Origin of the sequence: Roseomonas gilardii, assembly GCF_001941945.1 — a bacterium.
Lineage (GTDB): Bacteria > Pseudomonadota > Alphaproteobacteria > Acetobacterales > Acetobacteraceae > Roseomonas.
This window is the reverse complement of record NZ_CP015583.1, coordinates 2922532-2949458: the sequence shown is the minus strand read 5'-3', so window position 1 is coordinate 2949458 and position 26927 is coordinate 2922532. Positions and strand designations below refer to the sequence as shown.

At 72.9% G+C, this 26927-nt stretch carries 22 protein-coding genes and 1 other RNA gene; all 23 read right to left on the bottom strand.

Annotated elements, in window-relative coordinates; all coding sequences use genetic code 11:
• Positions 1-66 precede the first annotated feature (66 nt).
• The 23 genes from recN to RGI145_RS13395 all read right to left on the bottom strand — a co-directional run bounded on the left by recN (position 67) and on the right by RGI145_RS13395 (position 26783).
• Positions 67-1746, bottom strand: a complete 1680-nt coding sequence (gene recN, locus RGI145_RS13505) for a DNA repair protein RecN (protein WP_075798768.1) — start codon at positions 1744-1746, stop codon at positions 67-69.
• A 64-nt stretch (positions 1747-1810) separates the two neighbouring features.
• Complete coding sequence (locus RGI145_RS13500; RefSeq protein ID WP_083670704.1) at positions 1811-2722, bottom strand: outer membrane protein assembly factor BamD; 912 nt, start codon at positions 2720-2722, stop codon at positions 1811-1813.
• A 404-nt stretch (positions 2723-3126) separates the two neighbouring features.
• Positions 3127-4083: a UDP-3-O-acyl-N-acetylglucosamine deacetylase gene (gene lpxC, locus RGI145_RS13495; protein WP_156878536.1), complete on the bottom strand. Its 957-nt coding sequence runs from the start codon at positions 4081-4083 to the stop codon at positions 3127-3129.
• Positions 4084-4321: 238 nt separating this feature from the next.
• Positions 4322-5917: a cell division protein FtsZ gene (gene ftsZ, locus RGI145_RS13490; RefSeq protein ID WP_075798766.1), complete on the bottom strand. Its 1596-nt coding sequence runs from the start codon at positions 5915-5917 to the stop codon at positions 4322-4324.
• A 75-nt stretch (positions 5918-5992) separates the two neighbouring features.
• Complete coding sequence (gene ftsA / locus RGI145_RS13485; protein WP_075798765.1) at positions 5993-7288, bottom strand: cell division protein FtsA; 1296 nt, start codon at positions 7286-7288, stop codon at positions 5993-5995.
• Positions 7285-8121, bottom strand: coding sequence for a cell division protein FtsQ/DivIB (locus RGI145_RS13480; RefSeq protein ID WP_075800052.1), 837 nt, complete (start codon positions 8119-8121; stop codon positions 7285-7287). The genes ftsA and RGI145_RS13480 overlap by 4 nt, the downstream gene beginning before the upstream one ends.
• Positions 8111-9061, bottom strand: a complete 951-nt coding sequence (locus tag RGI145_RS13475; RefSeq protein WP_075798764.1) for a D-alanine--D-alanine ligase — start codon at positions 9059-9061, stop codon at positions 8111-8113. Before RGI145_RS13475 ends, RGI145_RS13480 begins: the two co-directional genes overlap by 11 nt.
• Positions 9058-9990 (bottom strand): UDP-N-acetylmuramate dehydrogenase, encoded by a 933-nt coding sequence (gene murB / locus RGI145_RS13470; RefSeq protein WP_075798763.1) that lies wholly within the window; start codon positions 9988-9990, stop codon positions 9058-9060. Before murB ends, RGI145_RS13475 begins: the two co-directional genes overlap by 4 nt.
• A 13-nt stretch (positions 9991-10003) precedes the next feature.
• Positions 10004-11473 carry a UDP-N-acetylmuramate--L-alanine ligase gene (gene murC, locus RGI145_RS13465; protein WP_075798762.1) on the bottom strand — a complete coding sequence of 490 codons (1470 nt, stop codon included), beginning with the start codon at positions 11471-11473 and terminating at the stop codon, positions 10004-10006.
• Positions 11474-11488: 15 nt separating this feature from the next.
• A complete protein-coding gene (gene murG / locus RGI145_RS13460) occupies positions 11489-12649 on the bottom strand; it encodes an undecaprenyldiphospho-muramoylpentapeptide beta-N-acetylglucosaminyltransferase (RefSeq protein ID WP_075798761.1) in 1161 nt (386 codons plus the stop codon).
• Complete coding sequence (locus RGI145_RS13455) at positions 12646-13785, bottom strand: FtsW/RodA/SpoVE family cell cycle protein (RefSeq protein WP_075798760.1); 1140 nt, start codon at positions 13783-13785, stop codon at positions 12646-12648. The genes murG and RGI145_RS13455 overlap by 4 nt, the downstream gene beginning before the upstream one ends.
• Before the next feature lie 3 nt (positions 13786-13788).
• A complete protein-coding gene (murD, locus tag RGI145_RS13450; protein WP_237183294.1) occupies positions 13789-15219 on the bottom strand; it encodes a UDP-N-acetylmuramoyl-L-alanine--D-glutamate ligase in 1431 nt (476 codons plus the stop codon).
• 5 nt (positions 15220-15224) lie between these two features.
• The gene (gene mraY, locus RGI145_RS13445) at positions 15225-16313 is read right to left on the bottom strand and encodes a phospho-N-acetylmuramoyl-pentapeptide-transferase (RefSeq protein WP_075798759.1); all 1089 of its coding nucleotides are present in this window, start codon (positions 16311-16313) and stop codon (positions 15225-15227) included.
• On the bottom strand, positions 16310-17716 hold the full coding sequence (locus RGI145_RS13440) for a UDP-N-acetylmuramoyl-tripeptide--D-alanyl-D-alanine ligase (RefSeq protein ID WP_075798758.1): 1407 nt from the start codon (positions 17714-17716) through the stop codon (positions 16310-16312). The genes mraY and RGI145_RS13440 overlap by 4 nt, the downstream gene beginning before the upstream one ends.
• On the bottom strand, positions 17713-19245 hold the full coding sequence (locus RGI145_RS13435; RefSeq protein WP_156878535.1) for a UDP-N-acetylmuramoyl-L-alanyl-D-glutamate--2,6-diaminopimelate ligase: 1533 nt from the start codon (positions 19243-19245) through the stop codon (positions 17713-17715). The genes RGI145_RS13440 and RGI145_RS13435 overlap by 4 nt, the downstream gene beginning before the upstream one ends.
• Positions 19242-21227 (bottom strand): peptidoglycan D,D-transpeptidase FtsI family protein, encoded by a 1986-nt coding sequence (locus RGI145_RS13430; protein WP_075798757.1) that lies wholly within the window; start codon positions 21225-21227, stop codon positions 19242-19244. Before RGI145_RS13430 ends, RGI145_RS13435 begins: the two co-directional genes overlap by 4 nt.
• The gene (gene ftsL / locus RGI145_RS13425) at positions 21224-22111 is read right to left on the bottom strand and encodes a cell division protein FtsL (RefSeq protein ID WP_075798756.1); all 888 of its coding nucleotides are present in this window, start codon (positions 22109-22111) and stop codon (positions 21224-21226) included. The genes RGI145_RS13430 and ftsL overlap by 4 nt, the downstream gene beginning before the upstream one ends.
• On the bottom strand, positions 22108-23067 hold the full coding sequence (rsmH, locus tag RGI145_RS13420) for a 16S rRNA (cytosine(1402)-N(4))-methyltransferase RsmH (RefSeq protein ID WP_075798755.1): 960 nt from the start codon (positions 23065-23067) through the stop codon (positions 22108-22110). Before rsmH ends, ftsL begins: the two co-directional genes overlap by 4 nt.
• The gene (locus RGI145_RS13415) at positions 23064-23558 is read right to left on the bottom strand and encodes a division/cell wall cluster transcriptional repressor MraZ (protein WP_075798754.1); all 495 of its coding nucleotides are present in this window, start codon (positions 23556-23558) and stop codon (positions 23064-23066) included. Before RGI145_RS13415 ends, rsmH begins: the two co-directional genes overlap by 4 nt.
• A gap of 350 nt (positions 23559-23908) precedes the next feature.
• Positions 23909-24340: RNase P RNA component class A (gene rnpB, locus RGI145_RS13410), an RNA gene on the bottom strand.
• A 64-nt stretch (positions 24341-24404) separates the two neighbouring features.
• Positions 24405-25133 carry an N-acetylmuramoyl-L-alanine amidase gene (locus RGI145_RS13405; RefSeq protein WP_156878534.1) on the bottom strand — a complete coding sequence of 243 codons (729 nt, stop codon included), beginning with the start codon at positions 25131-25133 and terminating at the stop codon, positions 24405-24407.
• Positions 25130-25927, bottom strand: a complete 798-nt coding sequence (locus RGI145_RS13400; RefSeq protein ID WP_075798753.1) for a TerB family tellurite resistance protein — start codon at positions 25925-25927, stop codon at positions 25130-25132. The genes RGI145_RS13405 and RGI145_RS13400 overlap by 4 nt, the downstream gene beginning before the upstream one ends.
• 127 nt (positions 25928-26054) lie before the next feature.
• Positions 26055-26783, bottom strand: coding sequence for a glutathione S-transferase (locus tag RGI145_RS13395; protein WP_075798752.1), 729 nt, complete (start codon positions 26781-26783; stop codon positions 26055-26057).
• Positions 26784-26927: the final 144 nt, after the last annotated feature.

Sequence of the window (26927 nt, the reverse complement as noted above, 5' to 3'; positions counted from 1 at the left end):
CGGCCCCGGTCCTATCCCCTCGGCGGGGAAAGGGGCCGGGACCGGGTGGTCAGGCGGGGATCCGTATCAGGCGGCCCCCGCCAGCAGGTCGTCGGCCGCGGCGCGTGCGGCCTCGGTGATGGTCTCGCCCGCCAGCATGCGGGCGATCTCCTCGCGCCGGGCGCCGAGGTCGAGGGGTTCGACGCGGGTCTCGGCCCGGTCGCCGCGCACGCCCTTGGCCACGCGGAGATGGGAGGTGCCACGGGCGGCCACCTGGGGCGAATGGGTCACCACCAGGACCTGGAGCCGGTCCGCGACGCGCGACAGGCGTTCCCCCACCGCGGCGGCGGTGGCGCCGCCGATGCCGCTGTCCACCTCGTCGAAGACCAGGGTGGGCACCGGCGAGCCACGGGCGAGGACGACCTTGAGCGCCAGCATCAGCCGCGACAACTCGCCGCCCGAGGCGATCTTCGCGAGCTGGCCGGGCGTCTGGCCGGGATTGGTGGAGACGAGGAAGGTGATCCGGTCCACGCCATCGGCGGCCCAGGCGGGTTCCTCCCGGGCCACGATCTCGATATGCAGCCGCGCGCGGTCGAGCTTGAGAGGGGCGAGCTCGCGTGCCGTGGCCTTCTCCAGCTCGCGGGCCGCCTTGGTGCGGGCGGCGGTCAGGTCGGCGCCGGCGGCGATGAAGGCGTCGCGGGCGGACCGGGCCTCGGCCTCCAGCTTCGCCACGCGGCCGGTGCCGGCATCCAGGGCGCCCAGGCGCTCCTTCAGGCGCAGCAGCAGGCCGGGCAGTTCCACCACCGGCACGGCGTGCTTGCGGGCAGCGGCGCGCAGGGCGAAGAGGCGTTCCTCCAGCTGTTCCAGCCGGCGCGGGTCGGGGCCGAAATCGGCGCTCAGGCGCTCCAGCAGGGATTCCGCCTCGGCCAGCGCGTCCTGCGCGGCGGCCAGGGCGGCCAGAGCAGGGGCGGCTTCCTCGTTCGGCGCGGGCAGGCGTTCCAGGGCGCGGGCGGCGTTGCGCAGCGCGGCGGCGGGGCCGCTGCCGCCACGCCGGTCGCGCGGCTGCAGCTCGGCCAGGGCGGAGGCGATGGCCTCGGCGCGGCGCTCGCCCTGCTGCATGTGCTGGCGCTCGCTGGCCAGGGCCTCCTCCTCGCCTTCCTCCGGGGCGAGGTCGGACAGTTCGCCCACGGCGTGGCGCAGCCATTCCTCGTCGCGCTGGGCGGCGGCGATGGCCTCCTGCGCCTCGCGCAGGGCGCGGCTGGCGGATTTCCAGGCGCGGAAGGCGTCCCCCGCCTTGCGGCGGCGGGGTTCCAGCCCGCCGAAGGCATCCAGCAGCCCGCCATGGCTGCCGGGATCGGCGAGGCCCACCTGGTCGTGCTGGCCCTGGACCTCGACCAGCAGGGTGCCCAGGCGGCGCAGCAGCCCGACGCCCACCGGCTCCCCGTTCACGAAGGCGCGGGAGCGGCCGTCGGTGTTCACCACCCGGCGGACCACGATCTCCTCCTCCCCCTCCATGCCCTGCTCGGCGAGCATCGCGAAGGCGGGGTGGTCGGGGGCGGGGGCGAAGACGGCGGTGACGCTGGCCTGGGCCTGTCCGGTGCGGACCATGCCGGATTCGGCCCGCTGGCCCAGGGCGAGGCCCAGGCTGTCCAGCAGGATCGACTTGCCGGCGCCGGTCTCGCCGGTCAGCACCGTCAGGCCGGGGCCGAAGCGCAGGTCCAGGCGCTCGATGAGCACCACGTCGCGGATCGAGAGGGAGGCGAGCAAGCGGGCTCCGCGGGAGACACGGGGAGGGCGCGCGCGGCGCCCGCCCCGGGAGGTTCGTGGGAGGTCAGAAGATGGTGTTGAGGGCCCGCCGGAAGAAGCCCGGGCGCTCGTCGCCCGGCGCGGGGGGCGCCCCCTCCACCAGCATGGCGTAGCTGTCCTGGTACCAGGGATTGCCCGGATAGTTGTGGCCGAGCACGGAGGCGGTCTTGCGGGCCTCTTCCGTGAGGCCCATCGCCAGGTAGATCTCGGTCAGGCGGTGCAGCGCCTCCGGCACGTGGTTGGTGGTCTGGTAGTTGTCCACCACGTTGCGGAAGCGGCCGATCGCGGCGGCGTAGAGGCCGCGCTGCTGGTAGAAGCGGCCGATCGACATCTCATGCCCGGCGATGTGGTCGCGGGCGAGGTCGATCTTCAGCCGCGCGTCGCGGGCATAGGGCGTGTTCGGGAAGCGGTTCACCACATCCTGCAGCGCGGCGATGGCCGTGTTGCTGGAGGTCTGGTCACGCTGTGCGTCGTTGATCTGCTCGTAGTAGCAGAGGCCCCGCAGGTAATAGGCATAGGCGATGTCGCGATGCGCCGGGTGGAGCTGGATGAAGCGGTCCAGCGCCGTCAGCGCCTCGGTGTAGCGGTTGCGGGAATATTCCGCGTAGCCGGTCATCAGCCGGGCATTGGTGGCCCAGGTGGAATAGGGGTGCTCGCGCTCCACCGTCTCGAAGAGCTCCACCGCCTGGGCAGGCTTTTCCTGCTTCAGCGCGTCCATGCCGGCGGCATAGAGCTCCTCGGGCGTGCCCATGGCGGAGCCGTCGGGCTTGGTGGTCAGGGTGGAGGACTTGCCGTCCCACTGGTCGATCAGGCCACAGCCCGGCAGGAGCAGGGGCAGCAGCAGCAGCGCCCAGAAGGGGGCCCGGCGGGGAGCCCTGTGCGGCGCGTGGCTGGCGCGGCACGAGGGGGAGCGGCGGAGCGTGGCGATCATGCGCATGGTGGGCGCCCTATAACACGGCTGCGAGGCGCCGGCAGGGGCCGAAAGCAGCGTGGATGACGAAGGGATGCGGACGGCACGCCTCCGGGCGCGCGCCCGTGGGAACCCGGAAGACGCGGTGGCGGTTCCGCGGGGACTGCGGGTGCGCAGAGGGGCCGCCCGTCGGGGGACCGGGCGGACCCTGCTGCGCTGCTTCCTCGATGGGGCCAAGGGGAGCGGCTTCGAGGAAGCAATCCTGGCCGTGTTCCGGCACCTGCCTTTCAGGGGCCCTCGCGGCGGGGCCGGGACGGTGAAGGTGCCCGGTACGGCCATGGGGGAGGCCGGGGCCTTTGCGCCGAGAGGCGGGAGCCGCGCCCGGCGCAACCGGGGAGGGGGGCGAGGGGCCGTTCCGTCCCGCCGGGGGCTCAGGCGGGAGCGGCAGCCATGGGGAGGCGAGTGTTGGCCGCGGCGCTGGCATTCTCGGCGACCTGGGACTCGATGCGCCAGGCGGTCGGATCGGCGAAGAGGGCGCGCAGCAGGCGGTTGTTCAGGCTGTGGCCCGACTTGTGGCCCCGGAAGCTGGCCCGCAGCGGCGCACCGGCCAGGAAAAGGTCGCCCACCACATCCATCATCTTGTGCCGCACGAATTCCTGCGGATGGCGCAGCCCGCCCGGGTTCAGCACCAGCGGGCCGTCCACCACCACCGCATTGGCGAGCGAGCCGCCACGAGCGAGGCCCACAGCGCGCAGCCGGGCCACGTCCTCCGCCATGGTGAAGGTGCGGGCATCGGCCAGGATCTCGCGGAAGGAGTCCGGCGTCACGGGCAGGGACAGATCCTGCCGGCCGACAGCCGTGCCCTCGTAGATGACGGCGAGAGAGATCTCCAGGCCACGGCGGCTGTTCGGGTGCAACTCGGCCCAGGCGGAGCCTTCCTCGACGCGGATGGGCTTCAGGACCTCGATCGTGTCGCGCGGGGCGTAGGGGGCGGAGGCCGTGATGCCCGCGCAGTCGATCAGGAAGACGAAGGGCGCGGCCGAACCGTCCAGGATCGGGATCTCGGGGGCATCGACCTCGATGATGCAGTCGTCCACGCCGCAGCCGGCCAGGGCGGCCAGCACATGCTCCACCGTGCCGATCCGGGCCTCGCCGGCGGGGGTGGAGCAGGTCAGCGCGGTGCAGAGGCGGGTGTCGGTGACGAGGTCGTAGCGGGCCGGGATGTCCACGCCCAGGTCAGTGCGGCGGAACAGGATCCCCGTCCCCGCCTCGGCCGGGCGCAGCGTGAGGCTGACGCGGTCACCGGAGTGCAGGCCAGTCCCGACGCAGCCGATGGAGGCCTTGAGGGTCTTGCGAGCGCCGGTCACGGAAAGGAGGGAACCGTCCATAGAAGTTTTGGAACCTGTTTCTGCCGACGGCCTTGCTGCCGCCACGACTGGAAACTGGCACCGGGCGCTGGGAAGCGCCATTCAAGCCTTGTTTCTCAATATTTCTCGTTAAGTGTCTGATTTTCCTGAGTTATTGCGCATGAAAAAACCCGCCCGAAATCTTCGGGCGGGTTTCCGGATTCGCTGGCCGTCCTGCGAGGGCGGCCAATCGGCGGTCGGGCCGTCGCCGGCCCGGCCGTCAGTTGTTCTTCTGGCGGCGCAGGAAGGCGGGGATGTCCAGCCCGGTCTCGGCCTGCGGCGGGGCGCGATGGGCCTCCTCCGCGCGCTGCGGCTGCTGCGCAGGGGCCGGGGACTCCTCCGGCAGGCTGCGCTTCATCAGCCCGGTTGCCTGGCGGAACAGCCGGTTCAGCCCGCCCGGGGCGGCGCCGGGCGCCGGGACGGCGGAGGCCGGCGGGCGCGGCGGAGCCAGCGGGGCGGCCATCGGGCCACGCAGCACGGGCTCGGCGGTCGGCTGCGGGCCGGGCTCGGCCTCGTGATGGGCCTCGGCGGCCGGCGCCTGCGGCTCCGCCTGCCGGTTCACGGCGAGGCGCGGACCCGGCGCCGTGCTGGGCGACACGGCGGTGCGCAGCGAGGGCGGCGTCATCGAGACCGGCGCCGGGGCGACGGTGTGCCCCGAGGGCGCACCCGCGGTCGTCGCGGGACGGGCGGGCGCACCCGGGCCACCGGCCCGCGCCATCGGCGCGCCCGGGGCCGGATGCGCGCCGTACGGGTTGGCGCCGGGCAGGCTCGCGCCGGCCACCGCATGCACCGCGCCGCCGCCGATGGCGACCAGCTTCGGCGCCTCGGCCAGGGCTTCCTCGACCTCGGCGTCGATGCCCGTCGCCACCACGGAAACGCGCAGGCGGCCGTTCATCTCCTCGTCCACCGAGGAGCCGAAGATGATGTTGGCTTCCTCGTCCACTTCCTTGCGGATGCGGTTCGCGGCTTCGTCCACCTCGAACAGGGTCATGTCCCAGCCGCCGGTGATGTTGATCAGCACGCCGCGGGCGCCGCGCATGGAGGTGTCCTCCAGCAGCGGGTTGCTGATCGCGGCCTCGGCCGCCTTCACCGCGCGGTCGTCGCCCTCGGCCTCGCCGGTGCCCATCATGGCCTTGCCCATCTCCGCCATCACGGTGCGGATGTCGGCGAAGTCGAGGTTCACCAGGCCCGGGTTGACCATCAGGTCGGTCACGCCGCGCACGCCCATGTAGAGGACGTCGTCGGCCATCTTGAAGGCCTCGGCGAAGGTGGTGCGCTCGTTGGCCTTCCTGAACAGGTTCTGGTTCGGGATGACGATCAGCGTATCGACATACTGCTGCAGCTCGTCGAGGCCCATATCGGCCGCGCGGCGGCGCTTGGGGCCCTCGAAGTCGAAGGGCTTGGTCACCACGCCGACGGTCAGCACGCCGCGCTCACGCGCCATGCGCGCGATCACCGGGGCCGCGCCCGTGCCGGTGCCGCCGCCCATGCCGGCGGTGATGAACACCATGTGCACGCCTTCGAGATGGCGCGCGAGATCCTCGGTCGCCTCTTCCGCCGCGGCGCGGCCGATCTCGGGCTTCGCACCCGCGCCCAGGCCCTGCGTCAGATGCGGGCCGAGCTGCACGCGGCGCTCCGCGCGGCTGTTCAGCAGCGCCTGCGCGTCGGTGTTGGTCACCAGGAACTCGACCCCATCGAGTCCCATGGCAATCATGTTGTTGACGGCATTGCAGCCCGCACCGCCGACGCCGACCACGGTGATCCGCGGCGAGAAATCGGTATGCTGCTGACGAGGCATCGTCAGGTTGAGAGTCATCGGCGTAGCCCCCCTTGGCAACGCATGAATCCGGACGTGAATCCGGAAAAGAACTGTCCCCGCCGGCAGTTTGCCTCAGACACGATCCCTTAGCCAGTTCACGAAGCGCGCAAATTTGCCGCGCGGCGCGATTCCGCCCATGTCGAGGTCGAGCGCCGGGCGCCCGTCCCCCGCACCCCATGAGAGAAGGCCCAGCGTTGTCGCGAAATCTGCGGTTTGCATATTTTCTGGCAACCCGCGCACCGGATGCGGCTTCGCGAGACGCACCTGCCGGTCGAGGATTCGCACCGCGAGCTCGCGTATGCCCACGATCTGGCTGGCGCCGCCGGTGAGCACGACGCGCGAGCCGATCTCGGGGCCGAGCCCCGCCGCCTCGATGCGGTCGCGCACCAGCTCCAGCGTCTCCTCCAGGCGCGGGCGCACGATGTTCATCACCATGGCGCGCGGCACGCGGGCGATGTGGTCGTCGTCCTCGCCCACCTGCGGAATGACCAGCATCTCCTTCTCGTCCTCGGCGGTGGCGGTGACGCCGCCATACAGCGTCTTGATGCGCTCCGCCTGCGCGATCGGCGTGGCGAGGCCGCGCGCGAGGTCATTGGTCACCTGCCAGCCGCCGACCGGGACCTGCGCCGTGTAGAGGAGATGATGGTCCTGGATCACCGAGAGGCTGGTGCAGCCGCCCCCCATGTCCACCACCGTGGCGCCGAGCTCCTTCTCGTCCTCCACCAGCACGGCGAGCGCGGCGGCGAAGGGGGCGGAGACCAGCTCCTCGATCTCCAGGTCCAGCGCGGCGAGGGTGGCGCCGAGGTTGCGCAACGAGGCGGAGGAGGCGCTGACGAGGTGCAGCTTCGCGCCCAGCACGTCGCAGATCATCTTGCGCGGATCGTCCACGCCGGGCGTCGCGTCGATGGTGAAGCCGAGCGGGATGGCGTGCACGCTCTCGCGCCCTTCCTCGGCGGCGCGGCGGCGGCCGTCATAGAGCAGGGCGCGCAGGTCGGCCTCGGTGACGGCGCGGCCGCCGATGGTCCAGTGCAGGTTCTGCACGCGGCTTTCCGGCTGGCCGCAGGACAGGTTGCAGATCACGCCCGAGAGCTTGTGGTCGGCCTTCGTCTCCGCCTCGGCCACCGCGTCGCGCACGGCGCGCTCGGCCTCGGCGAGATCGACGACATTGCCGCCCTTCATGCCACCGGCGCGCTTCCAGCTGTAGCCGAGCACCCGCGGCTGGCCGTCGGGATCGACGCGCGCGATCATGCAGGCGGTCTTGGTGCTGCCGATGTCGAGCACGCCATAGATGCCCGAGCGCGCGCGGGGCCGGCGGCGCGGCCGGGCGACGGGTTCGAGCTGGGGCGGGATGCGCGTCAGTTCGTTCACCCTTTGCCGCTCCCGCGCTTGGCCTCGGCAGGCGGGGCGGGGGCATTCGCCTGGCGCACCACCAGCCGGTCGGGCAGGCGCATGTCCACGGAAACGAGTGGGCGGTCGAGCAGCGCGTTGCGCTTCTGCAGTTCCGCGAGGCGGCGGATCGCGGCCTTCTCCTCGCCCTCCGGCAGCAGCACGTCCATGCCGTTGGAAAGGTGCAGGTTCCAGCGCCGCTCGCCGACGCGCACCAGCGCCTGGGTGCGGGCCAGCACGTCGGGGGCCTCGCGAAGCTGGTCATAGAGGGCGGCGGCGTATTTCTCCGCGCCCGCGCCGACGATCAGCGGCAGCGGGCCGAAGGCGTCGAGCCGGTCGGTCGCCACCACCTTGCCGGAGCGGTCCACCACCGAGAAGCGGCCCTGGTTCTGCCAGATGGCGAAGGGGCGGCGCTCGCTCACGCGCACCACCACCGTGCCGGGCAGGCGGCGCTCCACCTCGGCCTGCGCGATCCAGGGCAGGGCCTCCAGCGCCTGGCGCGCGGCGTCGGGGGAGAAGGCGAGGGTCGGGTCGCCGGTCTTCACGCCGAGCGCGGCGCGGATGCGCGGCTCCGGCATGTTCTCGGCGCCCTCGATCCGGATCTCGGTGATCTTCAGCCCCGCATCGCGCGCGGCGGAGGTGAAGCCCGAGCCGAACTGCAGCAGCCCGCCCGCCGGGGCAAAGGCGGAGACGCCCGTCACCACCACGCCGAGCAGCGCCATGGCGACGCCGATGCGGAGCGCCGGACGGACCAGGCCCCGCCGGCGCCGCAGCCAGAGGCGCAGCCCGGAGGGCCGCTGTGGCTCACGCGGCATGGCGTAGCGCATCGGGGCGCAGCCCGTCATGGCGGGCCTGGGAGACGATCCAGTCGCAGAGATCGGGGAAGGCGATGCCGAGATGCGCCGCCTGTTCCGGCACCAGCGAGGTGGGCGTCATGCCGGGCTGGGTGTTGACCTCCAGCAGCACGAGCCGGCCCTCGCCCTCGCCGGTGTCGTCGTAGCGGAAGTCGGAGCGCGAGACGCCGCGGCAGCCGAGGGCGCGGTGGGCGTCCAGCGCCACCTCCAGCGCCCGGGCGCGGATCGCCGGCGGCACCGGGGCGGGAAGGGTGTGGCGGGAGCCGCCATCGGCGTATTTGGAATCGTAGTCGTAGAACTCGCCCGCCTCGGCGTTGATCTCGGTGACTTCCAGCGCCCGGTCGCCCATCACCGCGACGGTCAGCTCGCGCCCCGGGATATAGGGCTCGGCCATGATGGTGCCGTAGCGCCAGGAGCGGGCGATCTCGGCGCGGCGGTTGTCGCCGCCCTTGATGATGTGCACGCCGACCGAGGAGCCTTCCTCCACCGGCTTGATGACATAGGGCGTGGGGAGGGGGTCGGCCTCCTCCAGCTCCGCCGCCTCGATCAGCCGGTGCGGCGCGACGGGCAGGCCGGCGGCGGTGAAGGCGGCCTTGGCGGCGGCCTTGTTCATCGCCAGCGACGAGGCGCGCACCCCCGAATGCGTGTAGGGGATGCCGAGCCAGTCCAGGATGCCCTGGACGCAGCCATCCTCGCCGAAGCGGCCGTGCAGGGCGTTGAACACCACATCGGGCTTGGCGTCCCGCAGCGCCTGGATCAGCGCGGCGGGGTCCTGGCCCACCTCGATGCGGGTGACCTCATGCCCGGCCTTTTCCAGCGCGGCGGCGCATTGCGTGCCGGAGGACAGAGAGACCTCCCGCTCCGCCGAGATTCCCCCCAGAAGGACGGCGACGCGCGTCATAGAGCGAACTCCCCCATTCGCTTGATCTCCCATTCCAGCCCCACGCCGGAATGGGCCAAAACCCGGGCGCGCACCATCTCGCCCAGCGCCTCGATCTCGGCGGCGGTGGCGCCGCCGAGGTTCAGCAGGAAATTGCAGTGCTTCTCGCTGACCTGCGCCGCCCCATGGCGCAGGCCGCGGCAGCCGGCCGCGTCGATCAGGGCCCAGGCCTTGTGCCCCGGCGGGTTCTTGAAGGTGCTTCCCCCGGTGCGGGCCCGCACGGGCTGGCTGGCCTCCCGGCTCTCGCGGATCTCCCCCATGCGGGAGGCAATAGCAGACCGCTCGCCCGGCGTGGCGCGGAATCTCGCGCGCGTGACGATGCCGCCGGGCGGCAGGGCGGAGCGTCGATAGCGGAAGCCGAGTTCCACGGCGGGAAGGCGCCGGATGCCCTCCGGCGTGGCGATCTCGGCCCAGTCGAGGACGTCCTTCACCTCGGCCCCATAGGCGCCGGCGTTCATCGCCACGGCGCCGCCGACGCTGCCCGGGATGCCGCACAGGAATTCCAGCCCGGCAAGGCCGGCGGCGGCGGCGTGCTCCGCCAGGGTGACATCGAGGACGGCGGCCCCGGCGGTGATGCCGTCCGGTTCCACCGACACCTCGGAGAAGCCGCGGGCGAGGCGCAGCACCACGCCGCGCAGCCCGCCATCGCGGAGGATGAGGTTGGAGGCGGCGCCGATCGTGGTGAGCGGCATGCCGGCGGGCCTGGCGCGCAGCAGGGCCAGCAGGTCCTCCGCATCCGCCGGGCGGACCAGGAATTCCGCCGGGCCGCCGACGCGGAACCAGCTCTGCGGCCCCAGCACCGCGCCGGCCTGCACCCGCCCGCGCAGCCCGGCCATCCATTCCGGTAGGGAAATGGAAAGGTCCGGCGTGGTCGGGGCGGCGGCGCTCATCGGTCCGTCCGGCTCAGGGCGCGCTGGCGATGGCGCGGCGGGACGGGGCGCCGAAGGCGTCGCGCGGGCCGGAGCGGGCCTGCAACTCGCCGAGCTGTTCCGGCAGGGCATGGGCCCAGCCGGTGATGTTGCCGGCCCCGAGGCAGACCACGTAGTCGCCCGGCCGGGCGATGGCATGCACCATCTCGGCCAGGGAATCCGGGCCGGGCAGGGGGACGACGCTGCGGTGGCCATGGGCGCGCAGCCCCTCCACCAGCGCGTCCTTGTCCACGCCCTCGATTGGCGCCTCGCCGGCCGGATAGACATCGGCCACGATCACCGTGCCGGCGTCGTTCATGCACTTGCAGAATTCCTCGAAAAGGGTCTGCAGGCGGGAATAGCGGTGCGGCTGCACCACCGCGACCACGTCGCGGGCGCCGGCCTGGCGGGCGGCCTTGAGCACCGCCGCGATCTCCACCGGGTGATGGCCGTAATCGTCGATGACGGTGATGCCGCCGGCGTCGCCGACGCGGGTGAAGCGGCGCTTGACGCCCTTGAAGCCCACCAGCGCGGTGCGGATCGTCTCCTCCGGCACCTCCATCTCCACGCCGACGGCGATGGCGGCGAGCGCGTTCTGGACGTTGTGCTGGCCCAGCATCGGCAGGCGGAAGGGCTTGAGGTGGCGGGTCCGCTTGTTCAGCCGGTCCTGCACCACGACCTCGAAGGTGGCGCCCATGCGGTCGGTGATCACGCGCTCGGCGCGCACGTCGGCCTGGGGGGAGAAGCCGTAGGTGACGATGCGGCGGTCGGACAGGCGCGGGATCATCGCCTGCACCCCCGGATGGTCGGCGCAGAGGACCGCGAAGCCGTAGAAGGGGATGTTGCCCACGAACTGGGCATAGCCTTCCTTCATCGCCTCGGCGGTGCCCCAGTGGTCCAGGTGCTCCGGGTCCATGTTGGTGACCACGGCGACCACGGCGGGCAGCTTGAGGAAGGAGCCGTCGCTCTCGTCGGCCTCCACCACCATCCAGTCGCCCTCGCCCAGGCGGGTGTTGTTGCCATAGGCGTTGATGATGCCGCCGTTGATCACGGTCGGGTCGAGGCGCGCGGCCTCCAGCACCGTGGCGACCAGCGAGGTGGTGGTGGTCTTGCCATGGGTGCCGCCGATGGCGATGGACCATTTCAGGCGCATCAGCTCGGCCAGCATCTCGGCCCGGCGGACGACCGGGATCATGCGCTCCCGCGCCGCCTGGAGCTCCGGGTTGTCGCGCTTGATGGCGGAGGAGACGACGACCACGGCAGCCTCGCCCAGATTGGCGGCGTCATGGCCGATATGGACCTGCATCCCGGCCTCGCGCAGGCGGGCGATGTTGTAGCCCTCCGCCACGTCGGAGCCCTGCACCTGGTAGCCGAGGTTGTGCAGCACCTGGGCGATGCCCGACATGCCGATGCCGCCGATGCCGACGAAATGGATAGGGCCGATATTGAGCGGCAGGGCGCGCATAGGGCGGGCTCCCTCTCAGCGGGTCGTGTGCGAATGCGCCAGGGCCTGCACGCGGTCGGCGAGCAGGGCGGCGGCATCGGGGCGGGCGAGCCCGGCCGCGGCGGCGGCGGCCGGAATGAGGCGGGTAGGGTCTTCCAGCCGGGCGGTCAACGCCGAAGCGAGGGCCGCGGGCGTGAAACCGTCCGGATTCCCGGCCTGGTTTCCCGCCTGCAACATCACCTCGGCGGCGCCGGGGGCGGCCATGGCGCGGGCATTGGCGCTCTGGTGGTCGTCGATGGCGCCGGGGAGCGGGACCAGGATGGCGGGGCGGCCGGCGCAGGCCAGCTCCGCCACCGAGGAGGCGCCGGCGCGGGAGATCACCAGATGCGCGTTCCGGTACAGGGCCGCGACATCGGGGAAGAAGGGGGCGAGTTCCGCCGCCACCCCGGCCGCGGCATAGGCGTCGCGGGTGCGCTCCAGATCCTCGGCCCGGCACTGCTGGGTGACGCGCAGCCGGGCACGGTGCTCCGGCGCCAGGCGGGCGATGGCCTCCGGCACCACATCGGCGAAGACCCGGGCGCCCAGGCTGCCGCCCAGGACCAGCAGGTGGAAGGGCGCCTCGGCGGCGGGGGACAGGAAGCCCTGCCCGGCCAGGGCACGGATCGCCGGGCGGACGGGGTTGCCGACCACCTCGGTGGCCACGCCCGCCGGGATGCGGGCGGTGTCCTCGAAGACCAGGGCCAGCAGGTCCGCGCCGCGCGACAGGAAGCGGTTGGCCCGGCCCAGCACGGCGTTCTGTTCGTGCAGCACCATCACGGGACGGCGGGCGGCGGGCAGCAGCCGGGCCGCCAGGAGGGGTGGCACGGAGGGGTAGCCGCCGAAGCCGACCACCGCCGCCGGGTTCAGCGTGGCGAGGAGCTGCCGCGCCTGGATCGTGCCGCGCGCCAGGGCCAGCGCCCCGGCGGCGGCGCGGCGGGGGCCGCGCCCGGCCAGCCCGGCGCCGGGCAGGATGAAGCGGTCCATCCCCTCGAAGCGGGTGCCGCCCTTCTCCATCAGCGCGCCGGAGCGGGCATCGGTCATCAGCACCACGCGCTCGCCGCGCGCGGCGAGCTCCGCGGCCAGGGCCTCGGCTGGGAAGACATGGCCGCCGGTGCCCCCGGCGGCGACGACGAAGCTGCGGACGGCCGGGCCTCTCACAGGTTCTCCTCCATGGCCCGCCCACTGCGGCGGCGGGTGAGCGCCAGCAGGAAGCCCAGCCCCAGCGCGATGGCGAGCGAGGAGGAGCCGCCATAGGAGACGAAGGGCAGGGTCATGCCCTTGGTCGGGATCAGGTGCAGGGTGGAGCCCATGTTGATGAAGGCCTGCAGCCCGAACTGGGTCAGCAGCCCGGTCGCGGCCAGGATGACGAAGAGGTCGGTCTCTGCCAGCAGGCGCAGCATCCCGCGCACCACGATGAACATGAAGACCGCGATCAGCAGGGCGCAGACGATCATCCCGAACTCCTCCCCCATCACGGCGAAGACGAAGTCGGCATGGGCGTCGGGCAGCACGTTCTTGATGCGGCCCTCGCCGGGGCCGGTGCCCATCAGCCCGCCATTGCCGAAGGCCTCCAGCGCCACGTTCACCTGGTAGTTGTCGCCGGTGGAGGGGTCGAGGAAGCGTTCCACGCGCGAGCGCACATGCGGCAGGGTCAGGTAGGCGCCGACGCCGCCCAGCACGCCGAGCCCGCCCAGCGCGCCGACCAGCAGCACCGGCAGGCCGGCGATGAAGAGCTGGGTGAAGAAGACCGAGGTCACCACCAGGAGCATGCCGATATCCGGCTGGCTCTTGAGCAGGAAGGCGATCATCGCCCAGCAGCCGCCGGCGATCAGCCAGCCGGCCCAGCGGGAGATGGGGCCGGGGCCGCGCACCTCCGCCAGCAGCCAGGCGGCGACGATGGCGAAGCAGGGCTTGAGGAATTCCGAGGGCTGCAGCGACAGGCCGGGGATCGGCAGCCAGCGGCGGCCGCCCTTGATCTCCACGCCCACCACCAGGGTCGCGGCGGTGAGCAGGAGGCCCACCCCGAAACCCAGGATGGCCAGCCGCCGCACCTGCCGGGGCGAGAGCAGGGAGACCGTGATCATCAGGGCGATGGAGAGGGCGAGGTAGCCGACCTGCCGCCAGATGAAGAAATCGCGCGAGGATGCCCCGATGCGTTCCGCCACCGCCGGGGAGGCGGCCAGCATCATCACATAGCCGAAGCCCACCAGGATGAAGATGGCCGCCAGGGTCCAGCGGTCCACCGTCCACCACCAGCGTCCCAGGACCGAGGAATCCGCGCGCGAGAAGGACATGCGTCAGGCCGTCTTTTCCAGGGATTGCACCAGGGTGCGGAAATGCTCGCCGCGCGCCTCGAAGCCGCTGTACTGGTCGAAGGAGGCGGCGGCGGGGCTCAGCAGGACCACCGGTGCGTCCAGGCGCCGCGCGGCGTCGCGGGCGGCGGGCAGGGCGGCCTCCAGCGTGCCGGCGATCTCGTGCGCAACGCCGTGGGCGGCGAGGGTGGCGGCGAATTCCTCGGCGCAGCGGCCGATCAGCACGGCATGGGCGACGCGCGGGAAGAAGGGGACCAGGGGCTCGATCCCGCCCTCCTTAGGCACGCCGCCGGCGATCCAGATCACGCGCGGATAGGTGCCGAGCGCCCAGGCGGTGCTGTCCGCGTTGGTCGCCTTGCTGTCGTTGACGTAGAGGACGCCGTCCTGTTCCGCCACGCGCTCCTGCCGGTGCGGCAGGCCGGGATAGCTCCGCAGCCCCTCGGCCAGTTGCGCCCGGGTGATGCCGAGGGCGAGCGCCAGGGCGGCGGCGGCGGCGGCGTTCTGGGCGTTGTGCGTGCCCGGCAGGGCGGCGGCCTCGTCGAGATCGAGGATCGGGCCTTCCGCGTCGCGCAGCAGGCGCCCCTCGGCCCAGACGCCGCCGGGCTGCGGCGTGGTGCCGGAGACCGGCACGAGCCGGCCCCGGATGCGCGAGGCCAGGGCGCGGGAGTCGCCGTCGTCCATGCCCAGCACCGAGACCCGGTTGCCGGTGAGGATGCGCGCCTTGGCCTCGGTGTAGCCCGGCATGCCGCCATGGCGGTCCAAGTGGTCCGGGCTGAGGTTCAGCACCGCCGCCATGTCGAAGTGGAGCGCGTCCAGGCGCTCCAGCATGTAGGACGACATCTCCAGCACATAGGCGCCGCGCGCGAGCAGGGGCAGGGCGGTGGCGGCGGGGCCGAGATTGGCCCCGGCGGCCACCGGCATCCCGGCACCCTTCAGGATGTGGCGCAGCAGGGCGGTGGTGGTGGATTTGCCGTTGGTGCCGGTGATGCCGACGAACTGCGCCCTGGAGCCGGCGGCGCGGGCGGCGAGGAAGAGGAACTCCGCGTCGCAGAGGATCGGTGCCCCCGCCGCCAGCGCCCGGGCCGCGGCCGGGTGGGTGCGCGGCAGGCGGTGCGGGATGCCGGGGGAGAGCAGCAGCGTGTCCTGGGCGAAGGGCACGGCGGTCACGTCCGCCACGGTGAAGCCGGCGGCCTCGGCGGCCTCGCGCTGGGCGGGGTTGTCGTCCCAGACCACGATTTCCGCCCCCCAGTCCCGCAGCCGGTAGGCGGCGGGCAGGCCGGCCTTGCCCAGCCCGACCACCGCGATGCGGCGATTGGCGAAGGGCTTGAAGTCGTAGCCTTCCGGCAGCGTGTCGGAGACGCGGCGCGGCGGCTCCCGGTCGCGGGAGATGTCGGGCGAGGTGAGGTCGCGGGCCATGGCTGTCACCGGATCTTCAGGGTGGAAAGGCCGACCAGGGCGAGGACCATGGCGGCGATCCAGAAGCGGATGACGATCGTAGGCTCGGCCCAGCCCTTCTTCTCGAAGTGATGGTGCAGGGGGGCCATGAGGAAGACGCGGCGCCCGGTGCGCTTGTACCAGAAGACCTGGATGATGACGCTCACCGTCTCCACCACGAAGACGCCGCCGACGATGGCCAGCACGATCTCGTGCTTGGTGGCCACCGCCACGCCCCCCAGCGCGCCGCCCAGGGCGAGCGAGCCGGTGTCGCCCATGAAGACCGCGGCGGGCGGAGCGTTGAACCAGAGGAAGCCGAGCCCGGCGCCGATCAGCCCGGCCAGGAAGATCGCCAGCTCCCCCGTGCCGGGCACGAAGTTGAGCTGCAAGTAGTCGGCGAAGATGCGGTTGCCGACGAGGTAGGTGATCAGGGCGAAGACGCCGGCCGCGATCATCACCGGCACGATGGCGAGACCGTCCAGCCCGTCGGTGAGGTTCACCGCGTTGGAAGCGCCCATCATCACCAGCATGCCCACGATGGGAAAGAACAGGCCGAGCTGGAGCAGCACGTCCTTCAGGAACGGCACGGCGAGCGCGCCCTGGAGGTTGTAGGGCATCAGCCAGGTGATCCAGACCGCGGCGACGAGGCCGAGCCCGCCCTGCACCACGAGCTTCATGCGGCCGGACACGCCCTTGGTGTTGCGCTTGGTGACCTTCAGCCAGTCGTCCCAGAAGCCCAGCAGCCCGTAGCCCATGGTGACCAGCAGCACCGCCCAGACGATGCCGGAGCGCAGGTCGGCCCAGAGCAGGGTGGCGATGCCCAGGCTCATCAGGATCAGCACGCCGCCCATGGTGGGCGTGCCCTTCTTCTCCACCAGATGGCGCTCCGGCCCATCGGCGCGGATCGGCTGGCCACCGCGCTGGAAGGTGCGCAGCCAGCGGATCACCGCCGGGCCGAAGACCATGGAGACCAGCAGCGCCGTCAGGCAGGCGGCGCCGGCGCGGAAGGTCGTGTAACGCAGGAGGTTGAACAGGATGAACTGCTCGCCGAAGGGAGCGACGAGATTGTAGATCACGCAGGAGAGTCCTTCCGTCTGCCCTTCAGCGCCGCGACCACTGTCGCCATGCGGCTGCCGAGCGAACCTTTCACCATCACCGCATCGCCGCCGCGCACCGCGCTGGCCAGAACCGGAGCCAGGCTCGCGGAATCCGGGGCATGCGCGCCGCGCTTCCCCGGGGGGAGGGCCTCGAAAAGCCCGCGCATCAGCGGGCCGCAGCAATACACGAGGTCGGCCGCCGCCGCCGCCGCCGGGGCAAGGGATCTGTGCAGGTCTGGCCCGTGTTCTCCGAGTTCCAGCATGTCGCCGAGCACGGCGATGCGGCGCCCCGGGGGGTGGGTGGGCTGGGCGGCCAGCACGGCCAGGGCGGCGGCGACCGAGGCGGTGTTGGCGTTGTAGCTCTCGTCCAGGAGGAGGAACTCGCCGCCGTCCTCCAGCGGGATCGCCTGGCGCTGGCCCCGCCCGGCGGTGGGGGAGAAGCCCTCCAGCGCGGCGAGGAAGCGCACCGGATCGGCCCCCAGCGCCTCGGCGGCGCCCAGCGCGGCCAGGGCGTTCAGCGCCATGTGGCGCCCGGGGACCGGCAGCGTCAGGCCGAGCCGCATGCCGTGCAGCGACAGATGGGCGCGGGAGCCCGTGGCCGTGCCCTGCCAGTCGAGCAGGCGGATATCGGCCCCCTCCGCCTCGCCGAAGCGGACCAGCCGGGCGCCGGCCTCCCGCGCGCGCTCCGCCAGCCGCGCGGCATGCGGGCCGTCGGCGGGGAAGACGGCGGTGCCGCCGGGGGCGAGGCCGGCGAGGATGTCGGCCTTCTCCTCGGTGATCTCGGCCTCGGAGCCCAGATGGCCGACATGGGCGGCGGCGACGATGGTGATCACCGCCACGTCCGGCCGGGCGAGGCGGGCGAGGGGGGCGATCTCGCCCCGGTTGTTCATGCCGATCTCGATCACCGCATAGGCGGCGTCGCGCGGCTGGCGGGCCAGGGTGAGCGGCACGCCCCAGTGGTTGTTGTAGCTGGCCACCGCCGCATGGGTCGGGGCCAGGGCGGCGAGGCCCTGGCGCAGCATCTCCTTGGTGGTGGTCTTGCCGACGCTGCCGGTCACGGCGGCGAAGCGGGCATCGGAGCGCGCCCGCGCGGCGGCGCCCAGGGCGGCGAGGCCGGCGAGCGTGTCCGCGACGCGCAGCAGCGGCGCCTGTTCCGGCACCCCGGGCGGCAGGCGGTCCACCATCGCGGCGGCGGCGCCGGAATCCAGCGCCTGCGCCACGAAGTCATGCCCGTCGCGCTGGTCGCGGAGCGCGATGAAGAGGTCGCCGGGCTGCAGGGTGCGGGTGTCGATCGACAGGCCGGTGACGGCGATGCCCCCTGGCATCGTGCCGCCGGTGGCCGCGCGCAGCTCATCGCTGCTCCAGAGCGGGGCGGCGGTCATGGCATCTGTCCCGCCCGGTTCCGGCCAAGGAGGCGGCGCACCACCTCGGCATCGTCGAAGGGGGTGGTCACGCCCGCGATGGTCTGGCCGCTCTCGTGCCCCTTGCCGGCCACGGCCAGCACGTCGCCGGGGCGCAGGTCGTCCAGGGCGGCGGCGATGGCCGCGGCGCGGTCCCCCGCGTCGGTCCCGCCGGGACAGGCGGCGAGCACGGCGGCGCGGATGGCGGCCGGGTCCTCGGAGCGGGGGTTGTCGTCAGTCACCCAGCAGCGGTCGGCGAAGCGGGCGCAGGCCGCGCCCATCAGCGGGCGCTTGCCCGGATCGCGGTCGCCGCCGGCGCCGAAGACCACATGCAGCCGCCCGCCCGGCCCGACATGCGGGCGCAGCGCGGCGAGCAGGCGCTCCAGCGCGTCCGGGGTATGGGCGTAGTCCACATAGACGGCGGCGCCGTTGGCGAGGCGGGCGGCCAGCTCCATGCGGCCGGGCACGCCGCGCAGGCGTTCCAGCAGCGGCAGGGCCTGCTCGGCGTCAAGGCCGGTGGCCACGGCGAGGGCGAGGGCCATCAGCAGGTTGTCCGCCTGATAGCGGCCCGGCAGCGGCAGGGTGAGGCTGGCGCGGCGGCCGAAGGCGTCGAGCTCCAGCGCCTGGCCCTCGGGCAGCGGGCTGTGGCGCAGCAGGCGGATGTCCTGGCCCGCCTCGCCCACGGTCAGGAAGCGCAGGCCCCGGTCGCGGGCGATGCCGCGCAGGGCCGCCAGCGTTTCCGGCTCCATGTCCGCATTGGCCACGGCCGGGGCGCCGGGCGGCAGGACGGTCCCGAAGAGGCGCAGCTTGGCGGCGCGGTAGTCCGCCATGCCGCCATGGTAGTCGAGATGGTCGCGCGTCAGGTTGGAAAAGCCCGCGGCGGCGAGGCGGACCCCGTCGAGGCGCCGCTGGTCCAGCCCGTGCGAGGAGGCCTCCATCGCCGCATGGGTGACGCCGGCCCGGGCGAGTTCCGCCAGCATGGCATGCAGCGTCACCGGGTCCGGCGTGGTGAGCGAGGGGCCGGGCGCGAAGCCCTCGGCCCGCAGGCCCAGCGTGCCGAGCGACGCGGCGCGGTGGCCGGCCAGGGCCCAGATCTGGCGGAGGAAATCGACCGTGCTGGTCTTGCCGTTGGTGCCGGTGACGGCGACCAGCACCTCCGGCTGCGCGCCATGGAAGGCGGCGGCGGCCAGCGACAGGGCGCGGCGGGCATCCGGCGCGGCGAGGAGCGGGCGGGCGGGCACGCCCTCCGGCCATGCGGTGCCCTCCGGCGCCAGCACGGCAACGGCGCCGCGCGCCACCGCGTCGCCGATATGGGCGCGCCCGTCGGTGCGCGAGCCGGGCAGGGCAGCGAAAAGAAAGCCCGGCGCGACGGCGCGGCTGTCGGCGGTCATCCCGGCGATGCGGGCGGTGGCCCCGGAGAGGCCTTGCGGCAGGGGAAGGCCGATGGTCCGCGCGAGCTGGTCGAGAGCGATCGCGGCATCCCCATGGCCTGGGGCGGTCGCGGTCGTCATCGGGGCGGCAGGGCCTCCGCGTTGCGCCATTCGCCGGCATCGGTGACGCGCAGCGGCCCGCGCGCGGGATGTTCCGGCGTGCCGGGCGGCGTGGTGGTGGCCGGCGGCGTGGCGCGCATCGGGGTCGAGGCCGGGCGGGTGGTGGCGGGCACCGAGGCCTGGGCGGGCTTGCTGGCCGGCGGCGCGGAGGGTGCCGGGCCGCGGCCGGGCTGCAGCGGGATGTAGAGCGCCTGGTTGATCGCCGGGTCCTTGGGATCGTCCGGCACCATGCCCAGGATCGGCGCGACGCGGGCTATGGCGCGGCCGGCGGCGGGGGCGGCGACCCAGCCGGCGGTGGCGTAGCCGTAGCTCTTCGCGTTCGGCTTCGGCTCGTCGATCATCATGTAGATCGTGTAGCGCGGCGCCTGCATCGGGAAGGCGGCGACGAAGGCGGCGATGCGCTTGCCCTGGACGTAGCCGCCATGCGCGCCGGCCTTCTGCGCCGTGCCGGTCTTGCCGCCGGGGAAATAGCCGGGAACCTCGGCGGTCTTGCCGAAGCCGTCCGTGACCACGAGGCGCATGAGCTTGCGCACGATGGCGGTGGTGGCTTCCGAGATCACGCGCGTGCCCGGGCGCTCCACCCCCGGCGGCTGCGCCACCAGGGTCGGCTGCCGCAGGATGCCGCCATTGGCGATGGTGGAAATGGCGTTGACCACGTGCAGCGGCGTGACGCTGATGCCCTGGCCGAAGGCGATGGTGTAGGTGCTCGCCTCCTTCCACAGCGAGGCCGGGGGCGCCAGCGGCGTGGCCAGCTCGGGCAGCTCCAGATGCAGCTTCGAGAGCATGTTCATGCGCAGCAGGAAGTCGCGCTGCCGCTGCGGCCCGGCGGCCCAGGCCATGCGGGCGGCGCCGAGATTCGAGGAATAGGCGAGGACCTCGGGGAAGGCGAGGACGCGGTTCTTGCCCTGGAAGTCCCGGATCGTGAAGCGGCCGATGCGCAGCGGGTTCCTGGCGTCGAAGCTGCTGTAGATGTTGCTCGTGCCGCTTTCCAGCGCCATCGAGGCGGTGAGCAGCTTGAAGGTCGAGCCGGGCTCGTAGGTGCCGACGGTCGCGCGGTTGAAGCGCTGTTCCGGCGTGGCGCCGCCGATGTCGCCCGCATCGTAGTCCGGCAGCGAGATCATGGTGATGATCTCGCCGGTGCGGACGTCCTCCAGGATCGCGGTGCCGCCGATGCCGTTGAAGTCGTTGATCGCCTGCTGTAGCGAATCGCGCATCGCCACCTGGGCGCGCACGTCGAGGGAAAGGCGCAGCTCCTCCTCGGGCTTCAGGCGCAGCCGCTCGTTGAAGAAGCGCTCGACGCCGGAAACGCCCTCGTTGTCCACGTCCACGTTGCCGAGCACATGCACGGCGGCGCGTCCCTGCGGATAGTAGCGGCGCTCGGAGGTGTGGAATTCCAGCCCGGCCACGCCGAGATCGTTCACCGCCTGGGTCTGCCGCGGCGTCAGGGCGCGGGCGATGTAGACGAACTGGCGGTCGCCCGACAGCCGCGCGACCAGCTTGTCGCGGTCCATCTGCGGCAGGATCCTGACCAGCTTGCCGGCGACATCGGCCGGGTTGTCGATCACCTTCGGATTGGCCACCAGCTCCGTCACCGGCAGCGAGACGGCCAGGATCTCCCCGTTGCGGTCGGTGATCGGGGCGCGCGAGGCGGCGGTGGCGACGGGCGCGCCGGTGTTCGGACGCATGGCGATCCGCCGCGGCTCGCGCGGGTCGATCAGCGTGGCCAGGGTGAGCTTCGCGCCCACCGCGGCGAAGAGCAGGCCGAAGCCCAGCGCGGTGATCACCAGCCGGCCGCGCGAGCGTTCCAGCGCGGCGCGGCGGGCGAGGTCGGGCTGCGAGCCGCGCCCGCGGCCGGCCGTGCCAGGCTGCCGGCCCTCCACCCGCGCGCGGGCGCGGAGCAGCGGCGGGGCGTCGTCGGCCTTCGGGGCGCGGGGCGGGGTCATCGCGTGGCGGCGGAGGCGACGGGCACGGGCGGTGCCAGCGGCACCGGCGGGGCGAGCATGCTGCGCACGCCACCCAAAGCGGAAGCCGTGGGAACGGGCGCCGAGGGCGGCGTGGCCATGGCGGGGCGGTAGAGCGGGCGGCCCTGGCTCGGGATCGGGGCGGCCTCGGCGATCTGCGGCGCCACCGGGCGGGGCGGCGGGACCGGGGCGGGCCGGGCGGCCACCGGCACGGCGCGCGGCGTCTGCTCACGCCGCTCCACGGCCTCCAGCACGCGCGGCGCGGGCTCGGCATGGCGCGCCAGCTCGCGGCGCACGGGCTCCGGCTCGCGGCGCGCGGGGCGTTCGGCCGTCTCGGTCTTGCGGGGGCTGGCGCGGGCCGGGCTCTCGGCCGTCTTGACCGGCGAGGCGGGCTCGCTGTTCCGGACGGCGGACGCGGCCTCGGCGGCGCGCACCGCCGGGGCGGCCGCGATCGCGGCGGAGGCCAGAGCGACCGGCGCGGCGGAGGCCGGAGCCGCCTCGTCCTGCGCGGGCGCCTCGGCGGCGGCCACCGCGGTGTCCGCCGGCACGGCGAAGAGGTTGCGCGGCCCGGCGAAGGCCACCGCCTGCGGCAGGCGCTTGTCGATATCGGCGGCGCGGATGAACTGGTTCGGCTGCATGGTGTCGAGCGGCAGGTACTGCTCGACGTTCCGGCGCAGCCGCTCCGGTTCGTTCAGGAGCTGCCACTCCGCCTTCAGGATGCCGGTGCGCGCCTTGGCGGCCTCGGTCTGCCCCTGGATCTGGGCCAGCTCGCGGTCCAGCAGGGCGACCTCGTGCTTCACCTTGTACAGATGCAGCCCCGCCCCGCTGGCGGCGAGAAGAGTGAGCAGCGTCAGCGGGCGTATCATGGGGCAAGCCTCTCCATGGCGCGCAGCCTCGCGGAGCGCGCGCGCGGGTTGGAACGGGTCTCCTCCGCCTCGGGGCGGAGGGCGGAATTGGTCAGCAGCCGGAAGCGCTGGGCCTCCGTCCGGGGGCGGAGGGCGGCCGGGTCGTGCCGGGAGGCGGCGGGCGTGCGGCCGCTGGCATCGCGCAGGAAGCGCTTCACGATCCGGTCTTCCAGCGAGTGGAAGGCCACGACGACGAGGCGGCCGCCGGGGGCCAGGGCCTCGGCACCGGCAGCGAGGCCGCGCTCCACCTCGCCCAGCTCGTCGTTCACCTTCAGGCGCAGCGCCTGGAAGGAGCGGGTGGCGCCGTCGATGCCGGACGGATCGCGTGGCACGGCGCCGCGCACGATCTCGGCCAGGCGCAGCGTGGTGGTGATCGGCGCCTCGGCCCGGGCGGCGAGGATGGCGCGCGCGACGCGGCGGGAATGCCGCTCCTCGCCGAGCTGCCAGAGGATGTCGGCCAGCTCGCGCTCCGGCAGGGTGTTCACGAGATCGGCCGCCGAGGGGCCATCGCGTTCCATCCGCATGTCGAGCGGCCCTTCGGCGCGGAAGGAGAAGCCGCGCTCGGCCTGGTCGAGCTGGAAGGAGGAAACGCCGAGGTCGAAGACGACGCCGTCCAGCGGCGGGATGCCGTGCCCGGCGGCCAGCGTGGCGAGGTCGCCGAAGCGGCCGGGGACGAGGTGCAGGCGGCCGGCGAAGCGCTCCGCCAGGGCAGCGCCGCGGGCGATCGCGTCCGGGTCGCGGTCCACTGCCCAGACGGTGCAGTCCGCGGCCTCCAGGATCGCGGCGGTGTAGCCGCCGCCGCCGAAGGTGCCGTCGAGATAGTGGCCGCCATCGCGCGGGGCGAGGCTGTCCAGCACCTCCCGCAGCATCACCGGGGCATGGCCCTGGCGGCGGGTGAAGCCGAGGCCGTCGCTCATGCCTCGTCCCTGCCGCCGCGGCGGCCGTCGATGCCCAGGGCGGTCTGCAGGGCCTCGCGGGCGCGCTGCTTCTCCTGCCGCGCCTTCATGGCGGCGGCCTGGCGTTCCTTCAGCGTATTGGGTTCCCAGATCTGGAACTTCTTGCCCAGCCCGGCGAAGGCCACGCTCTCGGTGAGGTTGGCATAGGCGATCAGCGCCTCGCTCAGCACCACGCGGCCCTCGGAATCGGGGCGGATGCTCTCGGCCTGGGAGAAGAGGGTCAGCAACAGGTCGTCCTGCGGGTCCTCGAAGGGATCGGCCGGCTGCGCATCGGCGGAGTACTGCTCGAAGGCGCTCTGCGGCCACCCCTCCACACAGGGGTCCAGGTGATAGGGACGCAGGATCAGCTCCTCGACGCCCAGACGGGCCATCAGCGAGCGGTACGGGGCCGGAATGGAGACGCGCCCCTTCTTGTCCAGCTTGTTGGTGATGGTGCCCAGGAAGAGGGACATGCGCGTCGATCATCCCCCTCCCCCAAGGGTTCCAGGAACGGCGCAGGCGCGGACCGGCCATTCCCCTGATCCGGTCGGGACAGCGGCCGGCGGGACCCCCCGATCCCACCGGCTCGCCCGACCACCCGCAGGCCCCTCAGCCCCCCTCAGGATCTGAGCCTCACGGGATGACACGGGATATCATGGGCGATGGAGCCCCGCCAAGGACGAAGACGAGCCCTGCACGAGATGGTGCGTGGTTACGGATCAGTGTTGCCGGTGTGACACATGAAAAAACAGGGGTTTGCGGCGCTTGCTTCAAGCGGCGACCCAGCGAAACAACAACTTATGCGGGTGTTTCGTAAAGGGGAGGCGCCAGATGGTCTGTAAGCCGGGTTCTGTCACCGCCCTCTCGGACGATGGACGACCATTCCTCTGGGACGCGCCTCGCGGCGCGCCTCACGCGACCAACCCGGGCGGCGAGGCGGAAAAACCCCTGCGCCGGCGCGGAACGGACGAATCCGCCGCGCTCGCCGGCCGCCCCTATTCGGTCTTGCTCCCGGTGGGGTTTACCGTGCCGCCCCCGTTGCCGGGGGCGCGGTGCGCTCTTGCCGCACCTTTTCACCCTTACCCGGCAGGGTTGCGGCACCACGAGGGCGCCGGTCCGGCCGGGCGGTCTGTTTTCTGTGGCACTTTCCCTGGGGTTTGACCCCCGCCGGCCGTTAGCCGGCACCGCTTTTCCGTGGAGCCCGGACTTTCCTCGATTCGGGCTGAGCCCGAAGCGCGGCCGTCCGACCATCTGGCGGGGCGGGGTATGGGGCTTCCGGCGAATCGAAGCAAGCGGGGCGGAAGGCCCCGGGCCGCCCGTCAGTCCTCCGGCGCGATGCCGCAGAGTGCGGCGACGGCCTCGATGCGGGCGAGCGTGCCCGAGTCGGCCTCTCCCGAAACGGTTTCCTGCCGCCAATGGCGCTGGAAGGCGGAGAGCACGATCTCCGGACGCGCCGGGTCCACCGGATAGCCGATGGCCTGGAGCAGCGGCAGGGCGCGGGCCGTGCCGTCCTGGAGCGGCCGGGTGGAATGGCCGGACACGCCGGCCGGCCAGAGGCCGACGCCGTTGGCGGCGAGGCCCTGCCAGTCGAAGAGTTCGCCCGGGTCGATCTTGCGGTCCGGCGCCACGTCGGAATGGCCGACCACGTTGCGCGCCGGGATGGGCCAGCGGGACAGGATCTCCAGGCAGAGGTCGCAGAGCGCGGCCATCTGCAGGGCGGGGAAGGGGCGGTAGCCGCAGGAATGGCCGGGATTGACCACCTCGATGCCGATCGAGCGCCCGTTCAGCGTGTCGTGCCCGCGCCAGTGGGAGATGCCGGCATGGAAGGCGCGGCGGTGCTCCGGCACCAGGCGGAAGATGCTCCCGTCCTCCTCCACCACGTAGTGGGAGGAGACCCTGGCCTCCGGGTCGCGCAGCCGCGCGATGGCGGCCGCGCCGCTTTCCATGTCCGTGTAATGGAGGATCAGCATGTCCACCGGCATGCCATCCGGCCGGTCGTCCTGGTTGGGGCTCGGCAGGTCCGCGACGGTGATCTGGCTGATGCTCATAGGCCGCGCTCCCGCTTGATCCGGTCCCAGGCCGCGTTGATCTCGGCCATGCGCCCGGTGGCGCGCCGCACCAGCTCCGCGGACATGCCGCGGGCGGTGAGGGCATCCGGGTGGTTCTCGCGGATCAGGCCGCGCCAGGCGGCGCGCACCGCCTCGTTGCTGGCCCCGGGCGCCAGGCCCAGCGTGGCATAGGGGTCGGGCCCCTCGCTCACCGCCGGGGCATGGCCGCCGCCCTGGCGGGCGCCTTCCGGACCGAAATGGCGCGGGCGGCCCTGGCTGGCGCGCTCCCAGGCCGGAAGGTCGAGGGCGAGGAGGCGGTGGACATTGCCGAGGAAGCGGTATTCCGCCTGGTTCAGCGGCGCGTCCGCCGTGGCGATGCGGAACAGGGCCGCCAGCACGTCCTCCAGCATGCCCTTCTCGCCGGCAAAGGCCTCGGCGAGCTTCTGGGCATAGGGTTCGTAGCCCTCGGCACTGTCGCGGGCACGGTCGAAGAGCTCGCCCACTTCCTTCATGTTCTCGGGCGGGATGCGGAACTGCGTCTTGAAGGCGTCGATCTCGGCACGCCGCACCGGGCCGTCGCACTTGGCGAGCTTGGCGGACAGCACCACGACGGAAATGGCGAAGACCGTCTCGCGCGACCCGAGCATCCCCGCGAGGTTGGCGCCGCCCGGCAGGGCGCCGCGCAGCGCGCCCTCGTCCGCGGCATGGCCCAGCGAGGCGCCGAGCATGGCGCCAAAGGGGCCGCCGACCGCGAAGCCGAGCGCACTGCCGATGATCTTGCCCCAGAAACCCAAATCCGACGACCCGCGCGATCCCAGCTCTCACATGACACATAGCACGGGGCGAGGGCCTGGGCGACGTGCCTTGCACGGCAATCCGCCGCCGGCCGTCTCGATCCGGATGGGCAACGGGATGCCCGCGCTACGCGTCCAGCTCCGGGTAGTGGCGGAAGATGCCGTTCTGGTTGAAGGGCTGGCGGCGCGGGCTGGCGAGGTAGGCGGCGATGCGCGGCCATCCCGCCACCGAGGCGGCCAGGGCCGCGACATGCGGGGCCTTTCGCAGGGCACGCGCGCTGGCGTGTGGGAAGGCGTAGCGCAGCCCTTCCACGGCCTGGAACAGCGACAGGTCGGCGTAGCTCGGCGCCTGGTCCACCAGATGGCTGGAGCCGGCGGGGTTGGCGGCCAGGATGCGCTCGAACCAGCCGAGGAATTTCGGCATCCGGTTGTCGCGGAAGTCCTGCGCGCGCCGGGCGGCCTCGGGCTTCTGCTCCTCGTAGTAGAGGGAGGCGGAGACCGGGTGGTGGGTGTCGTGCGCCTCCGTCACCAGGTCGGCGATGGTGAGCTGGATCTGGTGGCACCAGAGACGGTCCGCCTCCGCCGCCGGTGCCAGCCCGTGCCGGCGGCCCAGATGCAGCAGGATGGCCGCGGTCTGGCCGATCAGCAGCGGGCCGTCGCGCAGGAAGGGCGGTGCGAAGGGTGGGCATGGCTGGTTCGCGGCATCCAGCAGCGCCTGCATCGCCGCCAGGCCGTTGGGGTGCCGGGCATGGTCGGTATAGGGTGCCCCGGCCGCCTCCAGCGCCAGGCGGACGAACTCGCCGCGCCCAGGCAGGCCGGGCCAGTAGAACAGTTCGTAGGCGGTTTGCTGGGCCATGCGGTGCTCCTGAGCTTGCATGGGAGGCAAACGCACGGCATGCGCTGCCGCTTCCGGCCCTTTCCGGCGGGCGGGCCGGGTTGCCGCGTGGCGGGGCGCTGCGCATCGTGCGCCATGGGTTGATCCGGGGTCTGGCCCCGGCGG